Annotated in this window: 17 protein-coding genes and 2 pseudogenes; 16 read left to right on the top strand and 3 right to left on the bottom strand. The window is 32.0% G+C overall.

Annotated features, from left to right (window positions below):
• The 8 genes and pseudogenes from ACYSNX_RS07375 to ACYSNX_RS07340 all read left to right on the top strand — a co-directional run.
• Positions 1-167, top strand: a pseudogene (locus ACYSNX_RS07375) (IS256 family transposase); the annotation flags it as partial.
• Between the two features lie 112 nt (positions 168-279).
• The gene (locus ACYSNX_RS07370) at positions 280-981 is read left to right on the top strand and encodes a phosphatase PAP2 family protein (protein ID WP_461754038.1); all 702 of its coding nucleotides are present in this window, start codon (positions 280-282) and stop codon (positions 979-981) included.
• Positions 982-1,354: 373 nt separating this feature from the next.
• Complete coding sequence (locus ACYSNX_RS07365) at positions 1,355-2,056, top strand: uracil-DNA glycosylase family protein (protein ID WP_461754037.1); 702 nt, start codon at positions 1,355-1,357, stop codon at positions 2,054-2,056.
• A 29-nt stretch (positions 2,057-2,085) separates the two neighbouring features.
• Positions 2,086-2,622 (top strand): DUF488 domain-containing protein, encoded by a 537-nt coding sequence (locus ACYSNX_RS07360; protein WP_461754036.1) that lies wholly within the window; start codon positions 2,086-2,088, stop codon positions 2,620-2,622.
• Positions 2,623-2,642: 20 nt separating this feature from the next.
• Positions 2,643-2,852, top strand: a complete 210-nt coding sequence (locus ACYSNX_RS07355; RefSeq protein WP_461754035.1) for a hypervirulence associated TUDOR domain-containing protein — start codon at positions 2,643-2,645, stop codon at positions 2,850-2,852.
• Between the two features lie 328 nt (positions 2,853-3,180).
• A complete protein-coding gene (locus tag ACYSNX_RS07350) occupies positions 3,181-4,296 on the top strand; it encodes an AAA family ATPase (RefSeq protein WP_461754034.1) in 1,116 nt (371 codons plus the stop codon).
• Between the two features lie 5 nt (positions 4,297-4,301).
• The gene (locus ACYSNX_RS07345; protein ID WP_461754033.1) at positions 4,302-4,781 is read left to right on the top strand and encodes a DUF4276 family protein; all 480 of its coding nucleotides are present in this window, start codon (positions 4,302-4,304) and stop codon (positions 4,779-4,781) included.
• A complete protein-coding gene (locus tag ACYSNX_RS07340) occupies positions 4,762-4,968 on the top strand; it encodes a DUF4276 family protein (RefSeq protein ID WP_461754040.1) in 207 nt (68 codons plus the stop codon). Before ACYSNX_RS07345 ends, ACYSNX_RS07340 begins: the two co-directional genes overlap by 20 nt.
• A 27-nt stretch (positions 4,969-4,995) precedes the next feature.
• On the opposite strand, the pseudogene ACYSNX_RS07335 reads toward ACYSNX_RS07340, so the two are convergent.
• A pseudogene (locus ACYSNX_RS07335) lies at positions 4,996-5,187 on the bottom strand (nucleotidyl transferase AbiEii/AbiGii toxin family protein); the annotation flags it as partial.
• Positions 5,188-5,290: 103 nt separating this feature from the next.
• A complete protein-coding gene (locus ACYSNX_RS07330; protein WP_461754039.1) occupies positions 5,291-5,773 on the bottom strand; it encodes a type IV toxin-antitoxin system AbiEi family antitoxin domain-containing protein in 483 nt (160 codons plus the stop codon).
• Positions 5,774-6,513: 740 nt separating this feature from the next.
• Here ACYSNX_RS07330 and ACYSNX_RS07325 point away from each other — a divergent pair.
• The 8 genes from ACYSNX_RS07325 (at position 6,514) to ACYSNX_RS07290 (ending at position 16,529) form a co-directional block, all read left to right on the top strand.
• Positions 6,514-8,127, top strand: coding sequence for a mechanosensitive ion channel family protein (locus tag ACYSNX_RS07325; RefSeq protein ID WP_461754032.1), 1,614 nt, complete (start codon positions 6,514-6,516; stop codon positions 8,125-8,127).
• 286 nt (positions 8,128-8,413) lie between these two features.
• On the top strand, positions 8,414-9,385 hold the full coding sequence (locus ACYSNX_RS07320; RefSeq protein WP_461754031.1) for a WYL domain-containing protein: 972 nt from the start codon (positions 8,414-8,416) through the stop codon (positions 9,383-9,385).
• Between the two features lie 70 nt (positions 9,386-9,455).
• A complete protein-coding gene (locus ACYSNX_RS07315) occupies positions 9,456-10,163 on the top strand; it encodes a hypothetical protein (protein WP_461754030.1) in 708 nt (235 codons plus the stop codon).
• Between the two features lie 47 nt (positions 10,164-10,210).
• Positions 10,211-11,383 (top strand): hypothetical protein, encoded by a 1,173-nt coding sequence (locus ACYSNX_RS07310; RefSeq protein ID WP_461754029.1) that lies wholly within the window; start codon positions 10,211-10,213, stop codon positions 11,381-11,383.
• 113 nt (positions 11,384-11,496) lie between these two features.
• Positions 11,497-11,892, top strand: a complete 396-nt coding sequence (locus tag ACYSNX_RS07305) for a hypothetical protein (RefSeq protein ID WP_461754028.1) — start codon at positions 11,497-11,499, stop codon at positions 11,890-11,892.
• Positions 11,893-12,059: 167 nt separating this feature from the next.
• Complete coding sequence (locus tag ACYSNX_RS07300; protein WP_461754027.1) at positions 12,060-13,271, top strand: hypothetical protein; 1,212 nt, start codon at positions 12,060-12,062, stop codon at positions 13,269-13,271.
• Positions 13,272-14,701: 1,430 nt separating this feature from the next.
• Positions 14,702-15,817 (top strand): AAA family ATPase, encoded by a 1,116-nt coding sequence (locus ACYSNX_RS07295; RefSeq protein WP_461754026.1) that lies wholly within the window; start codon positions 14,702-14,704, stop codon positions 15,815-15,817.
• Positions 15,810-16,529 (top strand): hypothetical protein, encoded by a 720-nt coding sequence (locus ACYSNX_RS07290; protein WP_461754025.1) that lies wholly within the window; start codon positions 15,810-15,812, stop codon positions 16,527-16,529. Before ACYSNX_RS07295 ends, ACYSNX_RS07290 begins: the two co-directional genes overlap by 8 nt.
• Positions 16,530-16,755: 226 nt before the next feature.
• Here ACYSNX_RS07290 and ACYSNX_RS07285 read toward each other — a convergent pair whose 3' ends face one another.
• Positions 16,756-20,448 (bottom strand): AAA domain-containing protein, encoded by a 3,693-nt coding sequence (locus ACYSNX_RS07285; protein ID WP_461754024.1) that lies wholly within the window; start codon positions 20,446-20,448, stop codon positions 16,756-16,758.
• Between the last annotated feature and the right edge of the window lie 10 nt (positions 20,449-20,458).

Genomic DNA, 20,458 nt, shown 5'->3' with positions numbered 1-20,458 from the left:
GAAAAGTAACCAAAACAAAAGGGGCTTTTACAACAGAAGAATCCCTATTAAAACTAGTCTATCTAGCCATCAAAGATGTATCTAAAAAATGGACTATGCCTATTCGCAATTGGGGCTTGACAATGTCACAGCTTTATATTAAATTTGGGGATAGATTACAGCCGTAAAAAAAATCCTGTTTCCAAGCCTTGGGGCTTAAGCCCCAAGGCTTGGAAACAGGAGATGACACAGTTCATGTTACACTCCCTCCTAAAAAACCATAGAAAGGTTATTACATCTATGAAACACCCCATAAGCGTTCCTACTTTTAAACAAAGAAGCAAAGCTATGCTTTTATGTTATTTTGTTTTCATTTTCTTTTATATGCTAGCCCAATACTATAGCGTATATATTGGCTCTGACTTCTCTTTTACAATGCCAATAGATAAATATATTCCCTTTTGGCAATGGATGATTATTCCATATAGCACTAGTGGGTTCTTTTTCTTATGTAGTTTCTATTGGGTGAATAATACCTATGCCCTTAGGCTTTTCACAAAGAGAATGCTATTATTAAGTCTAATAGCTTTCTTATGTTTTTTAGCTTTCCCTATCAAATACAGCTTAGATAAACCGGCGCACACCTTTGCTTTATTTAATCCTTTATTTGATTTTATACAAGCATGGGACACCCCATATAACCAGGCTCCTTCCCTACATGTTGGGTATTCAGTTCTAATAATGAGCGTGGTGGCAAGCACTAAGGTATTTTCTAGAGCTATAAAGATTCTATTACAAGGATGGCTTATTCTTATTTGTGTATCGACCTTATTTGTTTTTCAACACCATAGCATAGATGTATTTACAGCCCTTGTTATTTGTCTGGGGATATTCTACTTCCTACCAAATAAACAAAACCCTTATTTAGCCAAAGAAAAAAAGCAAATACTTTATGGCTTTGTGGCCACTTTGGTAGTTTTGATTTTTAATATTTTGCTTTAAAAGTAAGTAAGCTACATTGTTACCCTTAGTATATCCCGTGTAACTAAGATCCTGAAAATTTAGGCAAAACATAAACAACTCCTAGAGCATTTAAAAAAAGCTATTCTCCCCGGCCAAACTCTTAGAAATAGACAATTAAGCAGTTATATTCTAACCTACTTAGCAACAAATATCCACATAATAATAACCAAATAAAGCATATTTTATTTTTCTTAAAAGGTACCTTTTTCTTTATAAAATATCGTAACTTTAGGAGTCTAACTTACTTTAAATCAAAATGGTTACATAATCTTACAAACCATTACAAAGCTTAGTCAATAAACTAGCTTTAAAGAAAAGTGTAGATAAACACTAACGCTTTATACCTATTATTATGTCACTACTCACTTTTGCAGATCGCGTAATCCAAACCAATCAACAAATGGATTACCCGGATGATTTACCTGGAAACTTTAAACTACTACAGCCTTTTAAAGACAATAAAGAAGTGGTAGAGATAACAAAAGAGTTCTATCACAAATACTATAACGACAATAATAAACGCAGCTTTATTATTGATATCAACCCAAGTCGAAACGGAGGGGGTGTAACTGGTATCCCACTTACAGATACTAAACACCTAGCTGAGTTTTGCGCTATAGATATGAAATCTGCTCACTCAAATGAACTATCCTCTGTATTTTTCTATGAAATGATACAGGGCTTTGGAGGGGTAGATAAGTTCTACTCTAAGTTTTATGTCAATGCAGCCTTTCCTTTAGCTATTGTAGAGCCCTCCCCTAGTGGTAATTGGGTGAATGCCTCCTATTATAGCCAAGAGAATTTACTAACGGCTTTACAGCCCTATATTGTAAAATGGCTAAAAGAGCAAATTGCTCTTGGTATCAATACTAGTGAAGTGTTTGTATTGGGAAAAGAAAACTACGAGGTATTAGAGAAAATAAATAAAGAGAATAGCCTCTTTAAAACCATGACGGCATTAGAGCACCCGCGCTACATACAGCAGTATAAGTCGGCTCAAGAAAAACTCTATATTGACAAGTATATATTAACCCTAAGTGGGCATAAAAGTTAGTTTATCCTCTACTTTATTATTTTGATTGTATGTTAAGTAATGATCCAGCTCTTATTTACACCATTGGTCATTCTACCCATAGCATAGAGGAGTTTCTAACTATGCTTAAAAATTTTCATGTACAAACCCTAGTAGATGTAAGAGCTCTTCCTGGGTCTAGAAAATTCCCTCAGTTTGATCAAGATTCTTTAAAAGAATCTTTAGAGCATAATGGTATACAGTATGTCTACTTAAAAGACTTAGGTGGAAGAAGAAAGGTCCATAAAGACTCTAAAAATACTCTATGGCATAATGCTTCTTTTCGGGCATATGCAGATTATATGCAAAGTGAAAGCTTCCAGCAAGCCGTGGAACAATTGGAGCAAATTGCCCTTAAATCCACTACTGCAATTATGTGTGCAGAGGCCCTTTGGTATAGATGCCATCGCTCTATGATTGCCGATTACCTCAAGGCTAAAGGTTGGAAGGTTCTGCATATAATGTCTAAGACAAAAGCCCAAGAACATCCTTATACTTCCCCAGCAATTATAGTTGGAGACAAAGTCATTTACACCCCTGAACATTAATATTTTAAAAACTTCTTATTATGGAACCTACCTTTAAAATTGGAGATAAAGTAAAATGGAATTCCGAGGCTGGAATCTCCAGTGGAACTATCATCAAAATCCATACAAGCAATTTTGATTATAAAGGCTATACCCATCATGCAAGCGAGCAGGAACCACAATATGAAATCCAAAGTGATAAAACCACTCACATAGCTGCTCATAAAGCAAGCGTACTAACTAAGATTTAAAAATTATATCTACTAATTACAGTAAAAAATCATTTTATGAAATAGAGACAATTTAGGCACGACTTAAATAATAGAAATTACAATTTATTTCTCCCTTAAGCTTAGCATTATAGTTGATACCCTCAATAGAAATGCTAACTATTTAAAAGACCACGTTTTTAATAAGAGTAAAAATTTTCTATAAAACTCATCTATTTTGTCCTAAAAAATAAAAAAACCCTACTATAACTGAATTAAATTCAAGAAATTCGTCCTTTCTCCACGAAAACCTTCATCATTATAATTGTGTTTTTTTATATATTTACAAAGAATTTATAGAAGATAAAAAATGCCAATTAACAGAATAAATATAAAAAACTTTAAATCAATCAGGGATTCTGGAGATATTGAAATTAAATCAATAAATATCTTGATTGGACCAAATGGCGTTGGAAAATCTAACTTTATAAATTTTTTTAAGTTATTAAATAGTATTTATAATCAAAGGTTAAGAGCATTTGTAGCAGAAAATGGATATTCTGATAAATTGCTTTATTTTGGAAGAAAAGTGTCTGATTTTATTGAAGGTAGCATTGTGTTTAATCCAGAAAATAAAAACGTAAATAATAGATACGATTTTAAAATGGTTGCACAAAAATCTGGATCGGATTTCTATTTAGAGAAAGATGAAGAGGGATTCAATAATTATTCTATAGGATATAATGAAAAATGGGATTTCATCGAATTTGGGGGGGCATTTAAACAAGAAAGCGAATTACCACATAGTCCTTTAAAACGAGCGGATTATTTGAAAGATTACTTTCAAGAGTTTAAAGTATTTCATTTCCATGATACTGGAAATAATTCTCCATTAAAACAACCATCGAAAGTGAATGACAATAGACATTTAAAAGAAAATGGTAGTAATCTAGCAGCTTTTCTATATGCTATACATAAAACTAATCCAAGACACTTTAAAATTATTGAAAAAACAATAAAGTCTGTTGCTCCATTTTTTGACAGATTGGTTTTAGAACCAAATGTATTAAATCAAGAATTAATTGAGTTAAATTGGTTAGAAAATAACTCTGATGAATTATTTTCTGTACATAACTTCTCTGATGGAACATTGAGATTTATTGCACTTGCTACATTATTGTTACAACCTAAATTACCTAAAACAATAATAATTGACGAACCGGAACTTGGATTACACCCTTTTGCAATACAAAAATTATCTGCTCTAATTAAATCAGCTTCATCAAAATCACAAATAATTATTTCAACTCAATCGGTTGGTTTAATAGACCAATTTGAAGTAGAAGACTTAATTATTGTAAATAGAGAAAATGCACAAACAGTATTTAAAAGACTAAGCGCTGATTCTTTTAAAGAATGGCTAAAAGAATATTCTTTAGGTGAACTGTGGGAGAAAAACTTATTAGGCGGAAGACCTAAAAAATAGTAATAATGAGAGCAGTATATATTATAACAGAAGGCCAAACAGAGGAGGAATTTATAAATGAAATTTTACGTCCTTATTTTTATAGATTCAATATCTATGACGTGAGAGCTATTTTAATGGAAACTAGTCCAGGTTTTAAAGGTGGCGATGTTACCTACAGCCGTTATAAACGTAACATTGAACTACTCTTAAAGCAAGAAACAGACATAATAGTCACCTCACTTATAGATAATTATAAATTGGATCCTGCCTTCCCTAATTACAATACTGCAACTCAAATACAAGATAAATTCTTAAGATTAGATAATTTGGAAGAAGCTATTAGTAAAGATATTCAAAATATTCGCTTTATTCCTTATATTCAACTACATGAGTTTGAAGGATTATTATTTTCTTCCATGGATGGATTTAATTATCTAACGGATATTCCTCAAGCAAACTTAAGAACCCTAAAGGACTTAATAAATAGACAATGCCAATCCTGAATTAATAAATGATGGGACGCTTAGTGCTCCTTCCAAACGACTAATAAGTTTAATACCAGGTTATCAAAAGACATTTCATGACCCCTTAATAGCAGATGAAATAAATATTGACACTATAATTGATAAATGCACTAGATTCAGTAGTTGGCTAGATAAAATTATCCAACTGTATAATGAAAATCAATAAGTCATATTTAATAGTGGATATTACTATTTAACCGCAAGCACTTTGTTCATGGGTATTTTGAATTCGTATTTTTGAGATTGTCTTTTTTATTAATATACTCAAGCGTGTTAATGCCTTGCGAATATTAATCAAAGATTCTTCACGTCCTTGGCTAGGAAGATAAAGTAAATCAATATCTACCGATAAACGGGGTAATTCCCTAAAAAACAATTTTATAGCTGTTCCTCCTTTTTAAGCGAAACATTGTTCACTATCCAAAAGGGGTAATACCCTAACTAAAAGCTGCACCTGTCTATAATAAATACTATTTCTCTTCATGTTCTTAGTTATCAAAATTTTTAGGGACAGTTATCAAAAAATTCTTGTCCAATTCTCCCCCTTTTTCAATTACTCTATTACCAGATCCCAACTCTATTTTCTTTAAATCAAGCTTTGTAAACCATATATAGTTATGACGTTTTGCAAACCATAAGAATAATCTTTTAACCTTTATACTTGAACACATTTCTAACAATGCTTGTAATGCTCTTGGTGATAATGAAGTCATACCCTGAATAAGTTGATCTGCATGTTCAAAAGATATATTATTAGGAATAAAATCCAGCATTTCCAAACAAGCTCTCTCTGGTGTGGATATCCTTAGTTCCTTATAATCGTCTCTCCATCCTATAGATGTAGTGTATTTTAAAGATAAAGTTTCATCCATCTCTCCAAATAAACTTGAGCGGGAATGTTTTATAAAAACAACATCATTTACAATCTCATTTACCCAAACAGGCAATTTGTCATTCCCATATAAATCTATTGTAGTCTTATTGGAATTTGGTAAATAATGTGAATACCCTTTTAATTCAAGGGCAAATAGTCCTCCTATAATAAAATCAGTTTTTAAAATATGTTGTAAACTATAGACAGTAGCCTGCCAACCTGGGTGGAGTTATACCACGAGTATATAACCCTTTCCATAATAACCGTAGTTGCTGGCTTTTTACTAAATTATCAATAGCATGGCTACCTAGGTCTGTTTCTTCCTTCAACCATTTTCTGGAGATTATCAAACCTTCTGGCACAAATTCTTCGAGTAACTTTCTTCTATTGGGAGTAATGATCATATTTATCAAAGTTAAGTATAACGGCGATAATCGTCATTATAATAAATATACGTAAACTATTTTATTTATCAAAATTAAATATGACGGCGGCTATCGCCGTCATTATACATTTCAATAAACAAACCCAAGTATTAGTAACTAGGTAGATAATAACTTTAGAAGGACCTTCCCTATTTTACACATACTTCAGTTAGGAATTTTATACATGCTCATTTAATAAGTTTAAAAGTCATATATAACGAAGTATATTTCAGTTAACCTCTACCACTTCTATGGTAATCAAAACCTTTAAAAAACACCATAACACTTACTATTTAGCACTAAAAAAGACTATAATAAAATATTTTAACACAACACCATAATTAATGAATTTCATATCCATTTATTGTATAAATTTATATTTGTTTTAAGATAAATTTTAGTTCCTAAAAGTATGCAAGTCAATCGCTTTTTTATTGTTTTAAGTTGTATTTTATTATGTAGTATCGCTTATTCTCAAAGTAAAAACAAAAAAGCAACTCCAGTGAAAGCCCCTACTAAAATAGAGGTCATTAAAACCGTAGTGGTAGTGATGGAGAAAACTCCAGTAATCAACTTTACCGATACATTATTTAATGTATACGGTAATATCGGTTCTTTCACCTCTAAGCAAAGAGCTAAATCGATTGAGGAAAAGATTATCAACCTAGCCGATAACCATACATTTGAACAAGATTCTATTCACTTTGAGCAAGCTGGAAACTTCTTAAATTTGATGTATGACAAAGAAATTCTAATGAGTGTAGATAGCCTACAGGCAGCTCAAGAGAATAAAACTAGATTGGAAGCGGCTCAGTTTTATAAAGAGAAAATAATCCAGGCTGTTGAGCAAAGAAAATACCATACCTCCTGGGAGCAGATTTCCTTACAAGTAGCAGGAGTTATAGCCATTATTTTCTTAGAGTACTTCTTAATTAAATTACTTTACTATACCTACCGTAGAATTAGAGTAAATATTTGGCATGCAAGGGGTAAAAAGATAAAGGGAATCTTTGGAATCATAGATGATCAAAGAGCTATGTTAACGGCAATAGCACTAGTTAAAGCAGTGCGCTTCTTACTACTACTTATTATACTCTACGCAGGGCTACTTTCTATCTTTAAGTTATTTCCGTATACAAAACACCTTTCCGATGAGCTTTTAAACTATGTACTTTCTCCACTTATTAAAGTAGGAAAGAGCGTTCAAGGCTATTTACCCAACTTTTTCACCATATTAGTTATCGTACTTATATTTAATTATGTACGTAAGTTTATGCGATCGGTAGCCGAGAAAATAAGCGGTAATAAAATAAACATAAAAGGGTTCTACCCCGATTGGGCCTTCCCTACCTACCATATATTAAGGGTAATTCTTTTTATCTTTATGTTTATCTTTATTTTTCCGTATCTACCTAATTCAGACTCTCAAATTTTCCAAGGGGTATCTGTCTTTGCTGGTATTATGCTTTCTTTGGGGTCTACCTCTGTTGTTGGGAACTTAGTGGCAGGCTTAGTTATTACCTATATGCGACCATTTCGAATTGGCGACCGCATAAAGCTTGGAGAATTCACTGGAGATGTACTAGAGAAAACCTCTCTTGTAACGCGTATTAAGACTCCTAAAAATGAGATAATCACTATACCCAACTCCAATATCATGTCAGCTCATACTATTAACTACACCCAGAGTGCCAAAGAGCATGGGCTTATTTTATATATTGTTGTTGCAGTAGGTTATGATGTACCTTGGCAAAAAGTACATCAAATGTTACATGAGGTAGCCAATCGCACCGAGCATGTTCTAAAAAGACATAAACCCTTTATCCTACAAGATCAATTTCGAGATTCGTATATCGACTACCAATTAAATGTCTATGTAAAAGATGCAAAGATAACGGCTAAGATTTATTCTGACCTTCGCCAACATACTCAGGATGTTTTCCATGAAAATAATATAGAGCTTGTAGCTACTAGTTTTGTAGTGAATAAAATTATAACAGATACCACAATTATGGAACCCAAATAGAAACAATTTCAAGAATAAAAAAATCTAAAATATCTTGAAAAATAAAACAATTCTATCCCTGCCTATACATTTTAATTAGCTTTTTGAAGTCTAAGGTAAGACTGCAGTATTCTATGACTATGGTAATAATCTAACTTGTGTATGTACTGGCTTAAATAAGTATGCTTATACTTGGCGATTTGAAATACTCCCTCCAATAAGTAGCAGTGGAATTAAAACAATTTGATTAGATTTGAGAATATATTTTATTGTTGTGGGATTATCCCCTTAAATTTCACTTGTAATTATGGCCAGTACAAAAGAACCTACTTATCCGCATAGAAATCCTAAACAAATAGCGCAAACAACTCAAGCCGCATTACTCCTTTTAGATAACTTCTTATTTTCTGCTAAAAAGTATGGTAGAAAGTCTTTTACCCAGGCTTTAGAAGACGCTGGCTTGGAATATAGTAGAAGAAAAGTAGACAATGTACTTCACTATTTAGCAGAGATGGGCATTGAGTTAATAGATGATAGAAAAACGGGCTATGTACTCAAAGAAGCAGAAGAAGAAGAACTTACAACTATACTTGCCCATAATTTAAAAAAGAAGCTAGGACTAGAGCTAATTCACCTGCGTTTAAATACAAATCCAAGTTTGGATAAATACATACAATTGGAAAGCCATAAATTCCGAAATTACTCTATGGAGCACCAAGCCTATGATGGAGGGCTACGTTGGGTAGATACGTGTTTAAGCGCCTTAATTACCAATTCAAAAATTAATCTTATTCATACTAAATTTGAAGAGGGTACCACTACTGAGCATAAAAATCTTATTCCTTTATTTTTAAAAGAATACCTAAACCGTTGGTACATCGTTGTAAAACCTCCTAAAGGTAAAGACCCCAAAGTATTTGGATTAGACCGAGTACAGGAAATAGAAGTAACTAAAACTAAATTTGAACCAGAAGCAGATACAAACTATGACATATTTAAAGATGCTATAGGAGTAGATTTAAGAAATGACCAAGAAATAATCCAGCTCAAATTCACAGAAGAACAAAAAAACTATATAAAAACTAACTTCCTTCATCATTCCCAAAAAATATTAGAAGATTGTAAGGAGTATGTTACTATTAGTTTAAACGTTAATCTTAATTATGAAATAAAGAGGGTCATCCTCTCCTATGGAGCTAAAGTAGAAGTACTTGAGCCAGATTCGTTGCGTAAGTGGATAAGTGAAGAAATTACAAAAATGGAAAATATTTATAAATAATTTTCTCATGTACGCTTTTCGTACATGACACTCTTTATGTTTGTCCTATTCAACACAAAGAGAGTAACAAATGAAACAATCCATCCAGAAAATCTGGGATAATTACAAAAACAATCCTAATATCCCAGCAGACCTAATTGAAAATGGCTTTTCTAACTTTAAGCAAAATCCTAGCAGTCCTATTTTAATTTTAGGAACATCTACCTTATTTAAGTCCTTAGAATCTAACAAGGATAGTGTTGGGGACAATGAGCTACATTTAGACACGAAAATAAAACAAGTCCTTAGTCAAAATAAGAGCTTGTTACTTTTGGATACACAACTTCAAATTGACTTGAGGGAGAAAGCCATTTACAGAAATATCCTTTTCTTTACACACACCCCTAGCCCCTTGGCTATTAACCAACTAACTGATACAGTAGATGGCCGACTATTTCTAATGGACCAACTAGAACTTAGTGGTAAAATAATTGAGAATATAAAGCCAAGATTAATTATTCTAACTGACCTGTTTACTGCAATGTTTATGGGCTTTTTTGGAGAAGATGCTGATTTTTGTTGGCTAGGACTATTTTTCCAGAAAGTAGAAACTACAAAAAGTGGGCATATCGTCTATAAAATAAATGGACATGCGCCTGATGTGTTTTCTCCCTTATCCCAAAGGGTAAACTTAGATGGAGTATACGTAATTTATTATTCAAAAATATATGGCTCAGATACACAGTCCGATAAAGACTTTTTAAAAGCCTGGGAAATTGAAGCCTATACCCACTTATAGTAAAACCAAGGAAACTAGTAGATTTCTAAACTTAAAACGAAATAAGAATGAATTTTCAGCACCAAATCCAAAAGCTCTGGCAAAGCTATCAAAACAATCAAGAGATAGCCTCTAGCATAAAACAAGGCCAATATACCTTCTATACAGATATGGTAAAAAAGGACTTTTTAATCTTAGGATTACAACCTAAAGGTTCCTTTGCACAACCCCCTAAGCCAATTCGATATAATATTTTAAAAAATATTGGTCAGCCTAAGGCAACCCCCTATCAAAATGCAATGGCATCCATACTTAAAAGGGATTATTTGAATCTTAATCTCTTACCAAAGACAACCTATATGGATCTATTTTACTTCAGCTCACTTAAAGGATACCTTAAGTATTATCCATTTATAAACTCTCCCATTGGAAGGGAGTTTTTAAATGATCAACTTGCTATTACAAGAGATATACTCGAGCAAATCATTCAACCTAAGGTAATTGTGCTAAACTCTATGGAGGTTGCCTATTTCCTAGGAATAAACCCATCTAGTACAGCAAAGCGATGCTCTTTAGGTTATGAATTTGAAACAGTAAAACAACCTCTTGTAAATCGAAAGGTTTATAAGATAATAGGTAGTCAAAAACACCAGGGAGGTAAATCAAATTTAATAGGTACCTACGTAATTTGCTATCCTAATTTATCAGAGAAAGTAGATCAAAGCAAAGAGCCAAAATTAAGCCCTATAGAGCTATTTTATTATCAGCAATTACATAGTCGCCAACAGCAAGATAAGGATAAATGGACAAAATTTCCAATCGGGTTATTTCTTAAAATAAGAGGAGAAATCCAAGAAGGTAATAAATATGCTATTTTAAAAAATCACATCAATGTACTAATACAGGAATTACAGAGCTTTGAAAAGCTATCCACTCAAAAAATGGCTTTTTCCATTTTTAAAAAACTGACCAAACGCAATCTTTTAAGCATAGATGAGCTTTTAGACTTATTCAGTACTACCTTTTGTAAAAACACATTTGGTATAGAAAATCCGGTTCTTGCCCAAAAAGATACAAACCGATTTAAGCAAAGTGATTATTTCACAGATGCCTTTGTTTTATTTGAAAAACAAAGCTTCTATGTGCGCAAAAAATGGGAAGATAACAATCGAAATGGCCTACAAAAGTGGTTTATCACAGTGGTTTTTTCCCGCTATTATACGGAATTACAAACCTTTTAAAATAACATCGCATTTAAATCTCTAAAATTGAATCGGGAACTATTACCTACAACAAACTTCAAATCAAATACTTACCAAAAACCAATAACATAACAAACTAAATTTTAAATACCATGGAAACATCTAAAAAACAAGACGCGCTAAATACCGGTTTACCTAGAGTAAAAAACCAAGACTTTATTTTTAATCTACTTCAAGAAATAAAAGAAAGTAAAATAGATTTCATTGATACCTTTACTGATGAAGCATTGTGCAAAGAGCTCTTTAGATTGCCTTATCCATTGCTATTAGATGTTACTGCTATTAATAGATTTGATGTAACTCCCTATACCGTATATGGAGGTAAACCAAGATACTATACATACAAATCAAAAAATGTTTTTGTATTTGACAATCGAAAATACCTTGTTACTAACCACTGGAATGATTCCTCAAGAAGACTAGTTAGTATCTGGTTTGAATTATCTCAACAAAAGCAAAAAAGAAAAAGTGCTTTAGAAAAACAATAAAACAAAGAAAGTAAATAATCTTTCTATAGTTAGTTACTTCCTAAATAACTAAAGTGAGTAGTACACTAGATTAAATATTTCTTTGACTAATCGTTTAAGAGTAATTCCTTATATTTAAACAGGAAAAAACATAATTTTCAATAAATAACAATTAAATTAATTACAAAATGTTAATCAATCATTATCATCCGATGCAGCCTATAACACAAGGAAGCGCAACAGATATTTCAGATTTTTTCAAACAATTAGTAGAAGTTCAATTCTCTGATAAAAAAGCTATTAAAGCCCAACATAAAGCTTTAATGGACTACATAAAACAACCTACAGCTACCTATTTTATTAGATTATATGGGTCATTTTCTCCTAAAAATTATTCCCAACTTAGAAGAGGTTTTTTAACCGAATTTAAAGATGGAAATAGAATTGTTTTCTGTGATAACACATTTGCATTAAATTTTACTGCAGCCAAAGTAGGTGGGTTATACTATAGCTTCCAGGATATTAACTCCTTATTTAATCAAGAAAAACTTGTATTCTCCTTCGGAACAACAGAACAAGAAAGAGAATTGAGTTATTTCAGTCCTAAAGGAGTGAAACGACAAAATATCAATCCTGTTGGCTGGACCTTAGCACATATAAAGCCAGTTGGCACAGGATATGATGGAAAGTCCCTAACTACTTTCTTCCCTAATCCCGAGCGAGAAGAGTGGTGTGAGCTAACAAAAATGAGAAAATTAGAATGTGAAATTTCTGAGCAAGAGAAGAAAATAGCTATAGCTCATTTTATTCGCCTAGTTCACCCATTAAACTCTTTTTTAATTCCAAAAAATAACTTAGTTAACTATAGTGGTAAAAGACTTGGAGAAGAACCAGCACTGATAAATTATGTTCACCAGTATTTAAAAGAAACATTCCCTACCGAAATGGCTGAATTAGAAAAGGTAGCTATGGAATATGACTTCCCTGAAGGACCAATAATTGATAATATAACGTGGTTAGGTGTTGATCTAAAGGTAAAGGAAAAGAAAAATCCAAAGAAAACACAGGTGGTAGAAGAAAACGACGTTACAGAAATAATACAAAATCCGGATGAGGTTACAGAAATAATGCAAAATGTGGATGTAGATGAAGATCTGGCCCTAGACAAGTTATTAAAAAGTTTAAGAAGTATTGGAATGAAAGCTTTTAAACATGGCTTATATCCAGCATTAAATGCCAATATCAATGCAACTATTGAAGATGTAGCTATCTACTTTCCAGACTACTCAGACTATTCTTTAAACTCCCAAAAATCTCGTCTAAGCACTGCTAAGTCGATATTCAAAAATGGACTAGAAGATGAAGCTCTGTCTATTATTTCTAATAGCAATGTAGAATAATTAGGCTTTAGCCCAATACCCTATAGGGTAGAAATCTTTCAAGAAAGGTTTCTACTCTATAATAAGATGATCTTTTAGCCAATATCTATATCCCTTTGGCACTTTAAGCTTTTGGTTTAGATCAATTTACTTTTTACTATTGAAAATAATAAGGCTAATAGAGTCACTAACAAACAGGAAGCTTCACTTCTATGTTAGATATTACCTCAGGATTCGTTCTGAGGTTTTTTTATTAGTATATAATCTGATTTTCACCGTATTTCTTAATGTAGTCTTGGCTAGCTCTACTCTTTTTATAAAATCATAACAGATACAATAATGATGGATTCTTAGTAGAATAGGCTAATAATGCACCATTGTCTTTAGAAGTGATTAATAGTAATAAAAAGGGAGTATATAGATTACAATTAATAGTTGAGGTGGTATTGGGAACTAGTTCATCTTTTGGGGGAGGGTTTGCCCCCAAAAGAGGATATAATCTTTGCTATAAAGCGTAAGAACAAAGAAAATACGAACTATTATTGTAAGGCCTACTTTTTATTTTAAAAAAGATAGGTCGAATTATTATCTTAGGGTCTTTAAAAAACCAACCTGGGTAAAGGTAGTAATTTAAAGCACAAAATAGGCAACAAACTCCTTTAAAGCTTTACCTTTTTTAGATTTTATTATGGGGCAAATATAGTTAAAGAATCTTAGTATTAAAATTACTTCACAAAGACAAAACCGCCTTCTACTAATTAATAGTTTGAAAAATTAGTGTTTTTCAATTAAACCCTTTCTTTGTAAAATAATTTAAGGTGAAAATTTGGATTTAGTAGGAACCTAGAATGGATTACCCCATGTAGAAATCCCCATAGTAATCAATTTTTACTATTAGATAATTAAAGTATTTTTAAACTATCCACTTTTATAATTAAAGCAAAAATGCTAGACTTAAATTTAACATGTTACCAAGTATGACTACATCAAATAACTCACTTAACAGTAAAAGAAAATCAATTTTAAATGGCACTAACAACCCAAAATCTCTTCCACAAAACAATACTTACGAGTAAGTACGTCATACCTTTAAAGTACTGTCTAAAAAAGAAATAGATAATAATAGACAAAAAGTTTATAGTCTCATAAAATTTTAATCCTTTTGAATGAAAGGGAAACAACATAGTTCTCTGAAGTAATCTAAATGTATGAAATTCTACTTGAAAACCCTTATTATATTTCAAACAATAGAAAATAACGGAAATAAAAGCATATTTACAACTAGGTTCTATCTTGCTCATAATTTAAAGTTTAACGTAAAAACATAGATAATCAAGCAAGCTTTTCCCTTATAAATGATTATGTTAATTATTTCTTTTTTTTCCGTATTTTTTTTCCGGCAATATGAATTAAGTTTTGTACATTTGTATAAACAAATACATACATTTAAAATGTTAACGAGTTTTACTGTAAGAAATTTTAAAAGTTTTAATAAGGAATTTGTATTCGATTTAAGTGATACAAATGGTTATACCTTTAATAAAGATAGTGTAGTGGATGGCATTGTAGAAAATGCAATAGTTTATGGCCGAAATGGAGTAGGAAAATCAAATCTAGGGTTAGCAGTATTTGATATAATCGAACATTTAACTGATTCTGAGCATGGTGATTCAGAATACTCACATTATTTAAACGCTTTAAATAATGATAAATTCGCAACATTCAAGTACGACTTCATTATATCTAACTATAAGATCAATTATTTATACAAGAAAAACGAAAATAGAACATTGATTTATGAGAAACTAACAATCGATGATATCCTAATTGCAGAAATAGATAGAGAGGTAAGTAATAAAGCAACTATAAATTTAAAAGGGACAGAGAGCTTAAATAAAGATATTAAAAATCTAAATTTATCTTTATTAAAATATATCAAAAATAATTCTGTACTAGACGATACGGACGATTTGAACAAAATTTTCCTTTGTTTTTTAAAATTTGTTGATGGTATGCTTTTTTTCCGTTCATTAGATGGGAATTCATATTTGGGAATCGAAACCGGCTCTAAAAACATACAAGAAGATATTATCGAAAGAGGTAATGTAATGGATTTTGAATCATTTCTAAATAAAGCAGGAATTGAATGCAAACTGAAGGTAGTAAAAGAATCTGAGAAAAATATTCTTGCATTTGATTTTGATGGAAAAACAATTTCTTTTTTTAAAATAGCATCTCAAGGGACAAGAGCTTTGACACTTTTTTATTTTTGGATGCAAAGATTAAAGGAAGATTCAAAGGTTACTTTTTTGTTTATAGATGAATTCGATGCATTCTATCACCATGAACTGTCGCAATTAATAGTTGAGGAATTGAAAAAACTAGATATTCAATTTATTTTAACAACACATAACACTACTATTATGACTAATGATTTATTAAGACCTGATTGCTATTTCATTATGACTAAAGATAAAATTAGATCGCTATCAAAAAGTACTGAAAAAGAGTTAAGGCATGCTCATAATTTAGAAAAAATGTATAAAGCTAATTCATTCGATGTCTAATATATTATTTGTATTTGAAGGTGAGAAAACAGAAGATCAAATTGTAACTAGCTTTACTAAACATGTTTTCAGAGATAAATCCGTAATTACTTGTGCTTATTGTGCAGAAATATATCAACTTCATAAAGAATTAAAAGGTGATAAGGATTTAGATACATTTTCATTGTTAAAAAAAATACCACAAAATAAAGAGATATTAAAAGGGTTTAATCGTGATGATTTTGCTGAAATATATCTCTTTTTTGATTATGATGGTCATTCAACTCTAGCTTGTGATAGTGCTTTGTTTGAAATGTTAAAAATTTTCAATGAAGAAACAGACTTAGGAAGGCTTTATATAAGTTATCCTATGGTTGAGAGTATAAAACATTTTTCAGAAACATTAGATTTTAAAACTCTACAAGTTGAGGCAAAACAAAATATAAAATATAAAAAGATAGTGGCAGATCAATGTGATAGTATATATCAACAATTTTCAAAATATACATTTGATATTTGGAAATTATTATTGACCAGCCATCTAAACAAAATGAACTATATAATAACGGATAGTTATACCCTACCTGAAAAATCTATTACACAGGATATAATATTCCATCATCAGAAAGTAAAGTATATTGATATAAACTCTAAAGTCTCTGTTTTAAGTGCTTTTCCAGTATTTATGTTTGACTATTTTGGAGCTACAAAATTCCTTAAAATTATAAGCTAATATATTAATATTTACCAAGTGGAAATTAAGGTTTATACCAGGGCTTCCATTTCATAGTTTCATAAACTGTGTAAGTATATAAATTTCATAGACCTTTACCCTGGATCAACTATAAGTATTGACCCAAATTCCAAATACTTATTCTTCCACTATAAAAGGAATTTATTATCTTTTCGTGGACAACTAAAATCCACCTTTTAGACACTGTTTCGTATAACTTTCATTACTACACAAGCTGTTGTAGAATCTGTTCTATTTCCGTTTTCATATCCTGACCATAATATACTAAAGAGTGTTCCTTATTGGCCAATTTTGGATTTCTATTGGCACTAAACCAATTAAAAGACCCCATACAAAGACAGTTGTCATCCTTTATCACAATCTTGCTATGTATATTGTTAACCACAACAATCTGTACTCCCATTTGCTTTAACTGCTCTAAGGTAGAATCAAACTCCTTTTGCTTTTGAATACAAGGCTGGTTATTCGTATAGGTATTAAATTTCCTATCTGTATAAATGGTTATATCTAAAGAGGTATTGGATAACAAGGAGGTATAATCATTGTTCTTAATAGTGGTATATTTAAGCCAAGGGGAAATAATAACAATACGCTTATTGGCCTCTTGAAGCATTTTCTTTAAAAATGTATCATGCTCTTTAAAGTCAGCTAGGGTATATATCTCACTAGAAGCTTGTAATAGGTCTTCTCTGGCGAAAATCGCATTATACTGATGTTTGTAGTTTAATTCATTGTCACTGTCGTTAAATAGATACTTTGCTAAAATACCCATTGGAGTGGTTTTACTTGAATCAAACAAATTCATATCCCCAAATACTAAAAAGCTATCCTTAGCCCTTGATACAGCAACATTAAGCATACTTGGGCTACTATTGATAAAGTTTCCATTATTATCCACAGAATAAGTAGGAGAGAAAATAATTACATCTCTCTCTGCTCCTTGTAAAGAGTGAACTGTACCCACTGTAATGGTAGATAACTCCTGAAGTATTTCTTTGTTACTTGCCTTTTGTAAATCCCTATAAATAGCCAAGGACTGTTGCTTAAAGGGAGTAACTACCGCTATGATATCCTTAATTCTTTTGCCTGGATAAGCTTCAAGTAAACTGAAGTAATTATTTATAATCCACCCTGCTATTATTTTAGATTCTACATAATTAACCCTACTTTGATCCATAAAGGTACACTTACCATCAATGTGTAAGTATCCCATGCTAGGCAGCAAACCCTTTTGGGCAGGCTCCCCTCTTTTGGGCTGTAATATACCTTGGTAACACAGCTCATTACTAAAAGAGATAATAGAATCATAGCAGCGTCTATGTTCATATAAATATAAGCCTGGCTCTAGATTTTCTTCCGCTATATAAGGCGTCTTTTCTTGACAAACACCCATTGCACTGCCCTTTAAAGCAGTAATTCCCTTATCCTGTAAATCTCTATAACACTGATCAATACCTCTAATAGATTGGCTTTTATCAATTAACTGAACATCGTGTAAATTTCCAATATCTACACTTTGGGTTAAAGTTGTGATAGGAGCAATTTGCTGGCTATCCCCAATTACTAAAGCTTTTTTTGCAAAAGCAAAACTTGCCCCGGCTACTTGAGAGGCTACTTGTCCGGCTTCATCAATAATTAATAAGTCTATAAAGTCATATAGGTAATCTGCCTTAGGGTTATTGTGGTTTAAGTTTCTAGTGAAAGAAAAATGATCTGGAAGCATAAAGCAAGTCATCACTGCAATTGGAGTGACTTTCATTCTTCTAGTCCACTGATTTCTTTGAAAAGGCTCAAAGGTGAAATGGATTTTCTTTAACTGCTCTTCCTTAATTAATTCCTCCATTTCTAATAGCCATCTTGCTTCCCAGTAGTGACTAGCAATCCAAAACATATCAAAGCGAATACTGCAATCCGCCTGTTGATCTATCTTCTCAAAACTACTATCTACATCTAAAAGGTCGCTTACCTCTTTAAGCTCTTGCTCAAAGCTTAAGCAAAGGGCTTTAAAGGCCTCCAATTGTTGGATTTCAAATAGAGTTTGATTACGCAAATCTTCAATGGACTCATCCATTGTCATCACATCTAAATCCTTTATATCAAATAAATCATCAAACTGATGCTTCTTGGCGTAAACTCTAGCTTTGGCGTTTCTTTTCTTTGTCATAGCCCCAACAAAGGAAAGGGTAATATCCACCACGCTTTCTTGGGCTAAATATTCTTGCCATAAATCATCTATCTGGTTTATTTTAGCTAGTTTATTTACTAAGCCATCTAAAATTGAATTATTCTGATCTAGTATATCTGCACTAGTAACTCCTAGTACATCGCTTAATCTTTGCTTTGTCTTACAGAACTTCTCATAACTCTTAGGTAAGGCAATAAGCTGGTCGTGTTTATTTTTTAGCTTTTTAAAAATTTCTTCCTTAGCAGACTGTAAACTAAGGTCATCCTTTTTTAAAAATACACTTGCCTTATTTAAGAACTCTTCTTTGGCTTTTTCAAAGTAAGTTGGGGTTTCCATATCTTTAAAGCTAGAAGGCCCCATATATCCCTTTTGCTGGGCTGCATCTTTATTTTTCTTGGAAGGAAAATAACTACCAAAGCTATCCACATCTACTAGCCATCTTTGGTGTAAATCGGTATCTAAAGTACTAAAATCCTTACTAAAGGCATCTAAAATATTGGTTACCGCCTGATTATTTGTAGAACTAGCCACTATAATAGGAGGCTCCATTTGCTTTAAGGCATGCTCCACCCATAAGGAAGCAACAACCGATAAAACCATGGTGGTCTTTCCCGTTCCCGGAGGTCCGTTCACTGGTAATACTTCCCCTTTAGAAATGCTATGTAAAGTACTAACAGCTAAGGCTTGGGCCTTAGCTAAAGGGAAGATATTATTATTATGTCCAACTCTTTTATCAAAAAACTCCCTTGTATCAATAAGTGGCTTTTGCTGCTTTTTTAAAAGGCTAGCATAATTTTTATAAAGTAACAAATCGGATTTTAAGATCTTCTTACTACTGATATCCTCATATACAGGAACCACATACACACTAGCATCTAAAGCAGTTGGATAGAAACTGTTTACATCTACTTTGTGGTAAGCCTGTAAAATGCTTGTATCCTTCACCACATAGCTAAAAAGAGCGTCTAGGTAAGAGTCATATTCTCTCCATTTGGACTCATACTCTTCAAATGCCTCTAAAAACTCCGTGTTATCTTGTATTATTAAGGGTATATTTTGATCCCAAATATGGCAATAAGCTCTATATACAGGTAAAAACTCCTGGCTCTTAAATTTGTATAAATGTAAGATTAATGCGGTTTTATCCTTGGTTTGTTCCGCCTTTTTACTTGGTACTATTCCCTTTAGAACAAGCTCCTTAAAAAGGCCATCAATAAAAGGCTTTTCAATATGCTCCTTATAGGCTTTCTCCCAAGGATTGTCTTTGCTATAAGTAAATTCAGGGGCTTTGTGTTCTACTACATAGTAATCATAGTCTTCTACCTTCCCAATACAAAAGTCCTCTTTATCTAATGGAGCTAATAAATCTCTTGCAATGGTAGGGTTATTTAAAGGATAGATAAACCCAAAGCTAGATAGTCCTACCTTAAGGGAGATACCGTAAAATACCTCTGGAAATAAATCCGATGTTTTCTGCAAGTGAGTATTTGCCTTTTCAAAGGCTTTTGTCATAAGACAGTAGTCTTGCAACTCTTCTTTAAAGGGTTCTATAAGGCGGGCTAATACTGCTTTACTATCCACAAAATAAGACCATTGCCCACTATAGGTGATAAGTTTATCTGCGACTTCTTGCAACGTAAATTTACCTTGTCCATACTTTTGATCCACTAAGGAATTTCTCCAATACTTAGTGAGCTTTAAATAATCCTTCATTTTGTATATA

It is taken from the genome of Myroides sp. LJL115 (assembly GCF_054871665.1).
Note: the sequence above shows the minus strand (reverse complement) of the source record. Positions and strands in the feature narration are given on the sequence as shown.

Excerpts from the sequence above, each read along its gene's own strand:
- ACYSNX_RS07290 (WP_461754025.1), top strand. The coding sequence starts at position 15,810 with ATGTCTAATATATTATTTGTATTTGAAGGTGAGAAAACAGAAGATCAA.
- ACYSNX_RS07315 (WP_461754030.1), top strand. The coding sequence starts at position 9,456 with ATGAAACAATCCATCCAGAAAATCTGGGATAATTACAAAAACAATCCT.
- ACYSNX_RS07300 (WP_461754027.1), top strand. The coding sequence starts at position 12,060 with ATGTTAATCAATCATTATCATCCGATGCAGCCTATAACACAAGGAAGC.
- ACYSNX_RS07355 (WP_461754035.1), top strand. The coding sequence starts at position 2,643 with ATGGAACCTACCTTTAAAATTGGAGATAAAGTAAAATGGAATTCCGAG.
- ACYSNX_RS07360 (WP_461754036.1), top strand. The coding sequence starts at position 2,086 with ATGTTAAGTAATGATCCAGCTCTTATTTACACCATTGGTCATTCTACC.
- ACYSNX_RS07325 (WP_461754032.1), top strand. The coding sequence starts at position 6,514 with ATGCAAGTCAATCGCTTTTTTATTGTTTTAAGTTGTATTTTATTATGT.
- ACYSNX_RS07345 (WP_461754033.1), top strand. The coding sequence starts at position 4,302 with ATGAGAGCAGTATATATTATAACAGAAGGCCAAACAGAGGAGGAATTT.
- ACYSNX_RS07320 (WP_461754031.1), top strand. The coding sequence starts at position 8,414 with ATGGCCAGTACAAAAGAACCTACTTATCCGCATAGAAATCCTAAACAA.
- ACYSNX_RS07305 (WP_461754028.1), top strand. The coding sequence starts at position 11,497 with ATGGAAACATCTAAAAAACAAGACGCGCTAAATACCGGTTTACCTAGA.
- ACYSNX_RS07295 (WP_461754026.1), top strand. The coding sequence starts at position 14,702 with ATGTTAACGAGTTTTACTGTAAGAAATTTTAAAAGTTTTAATAAGGAA.
- ACYSNX_RS07365 (WP_461754037.1), top strand. The coding sequence starts at position 1,355 with ATGTCACTACTCACTTTTGCAGATCGCGTAATCCAAACCAATCAACAA.
- ACYSNX_RS07285 (WP_461754024.1), bottom strand. The coding sequence starts at position 20,448 with ATGAAGGATTATTTAAAGCTCACTAAGTATTGGAGAAATTCCTTAGTG.
- ACYSNX_RS07350 (WP_461754034.1), top strand. The coding sequence starts at position 3,181 with ATGCCAATTAACAGAATAAATATAAAAAACTTTAAATCAATCAGGGAT.
- ACYSNX_RS07310 (WP_461754029.1), top strand. The coding sequence starts at position 10,211 with ATGAATTTTCAGCACCAAATCCAAAAGCTCTGGCAAAGCTATCAAAAC.
- ACYSNX_RS07370 (WP_461754038.1), top strand. The coding sequence starts at position 280 with ATGAAACACCCCATAAGCGTTCCTACTTTTAAACAAAGAAGCAAAGCT.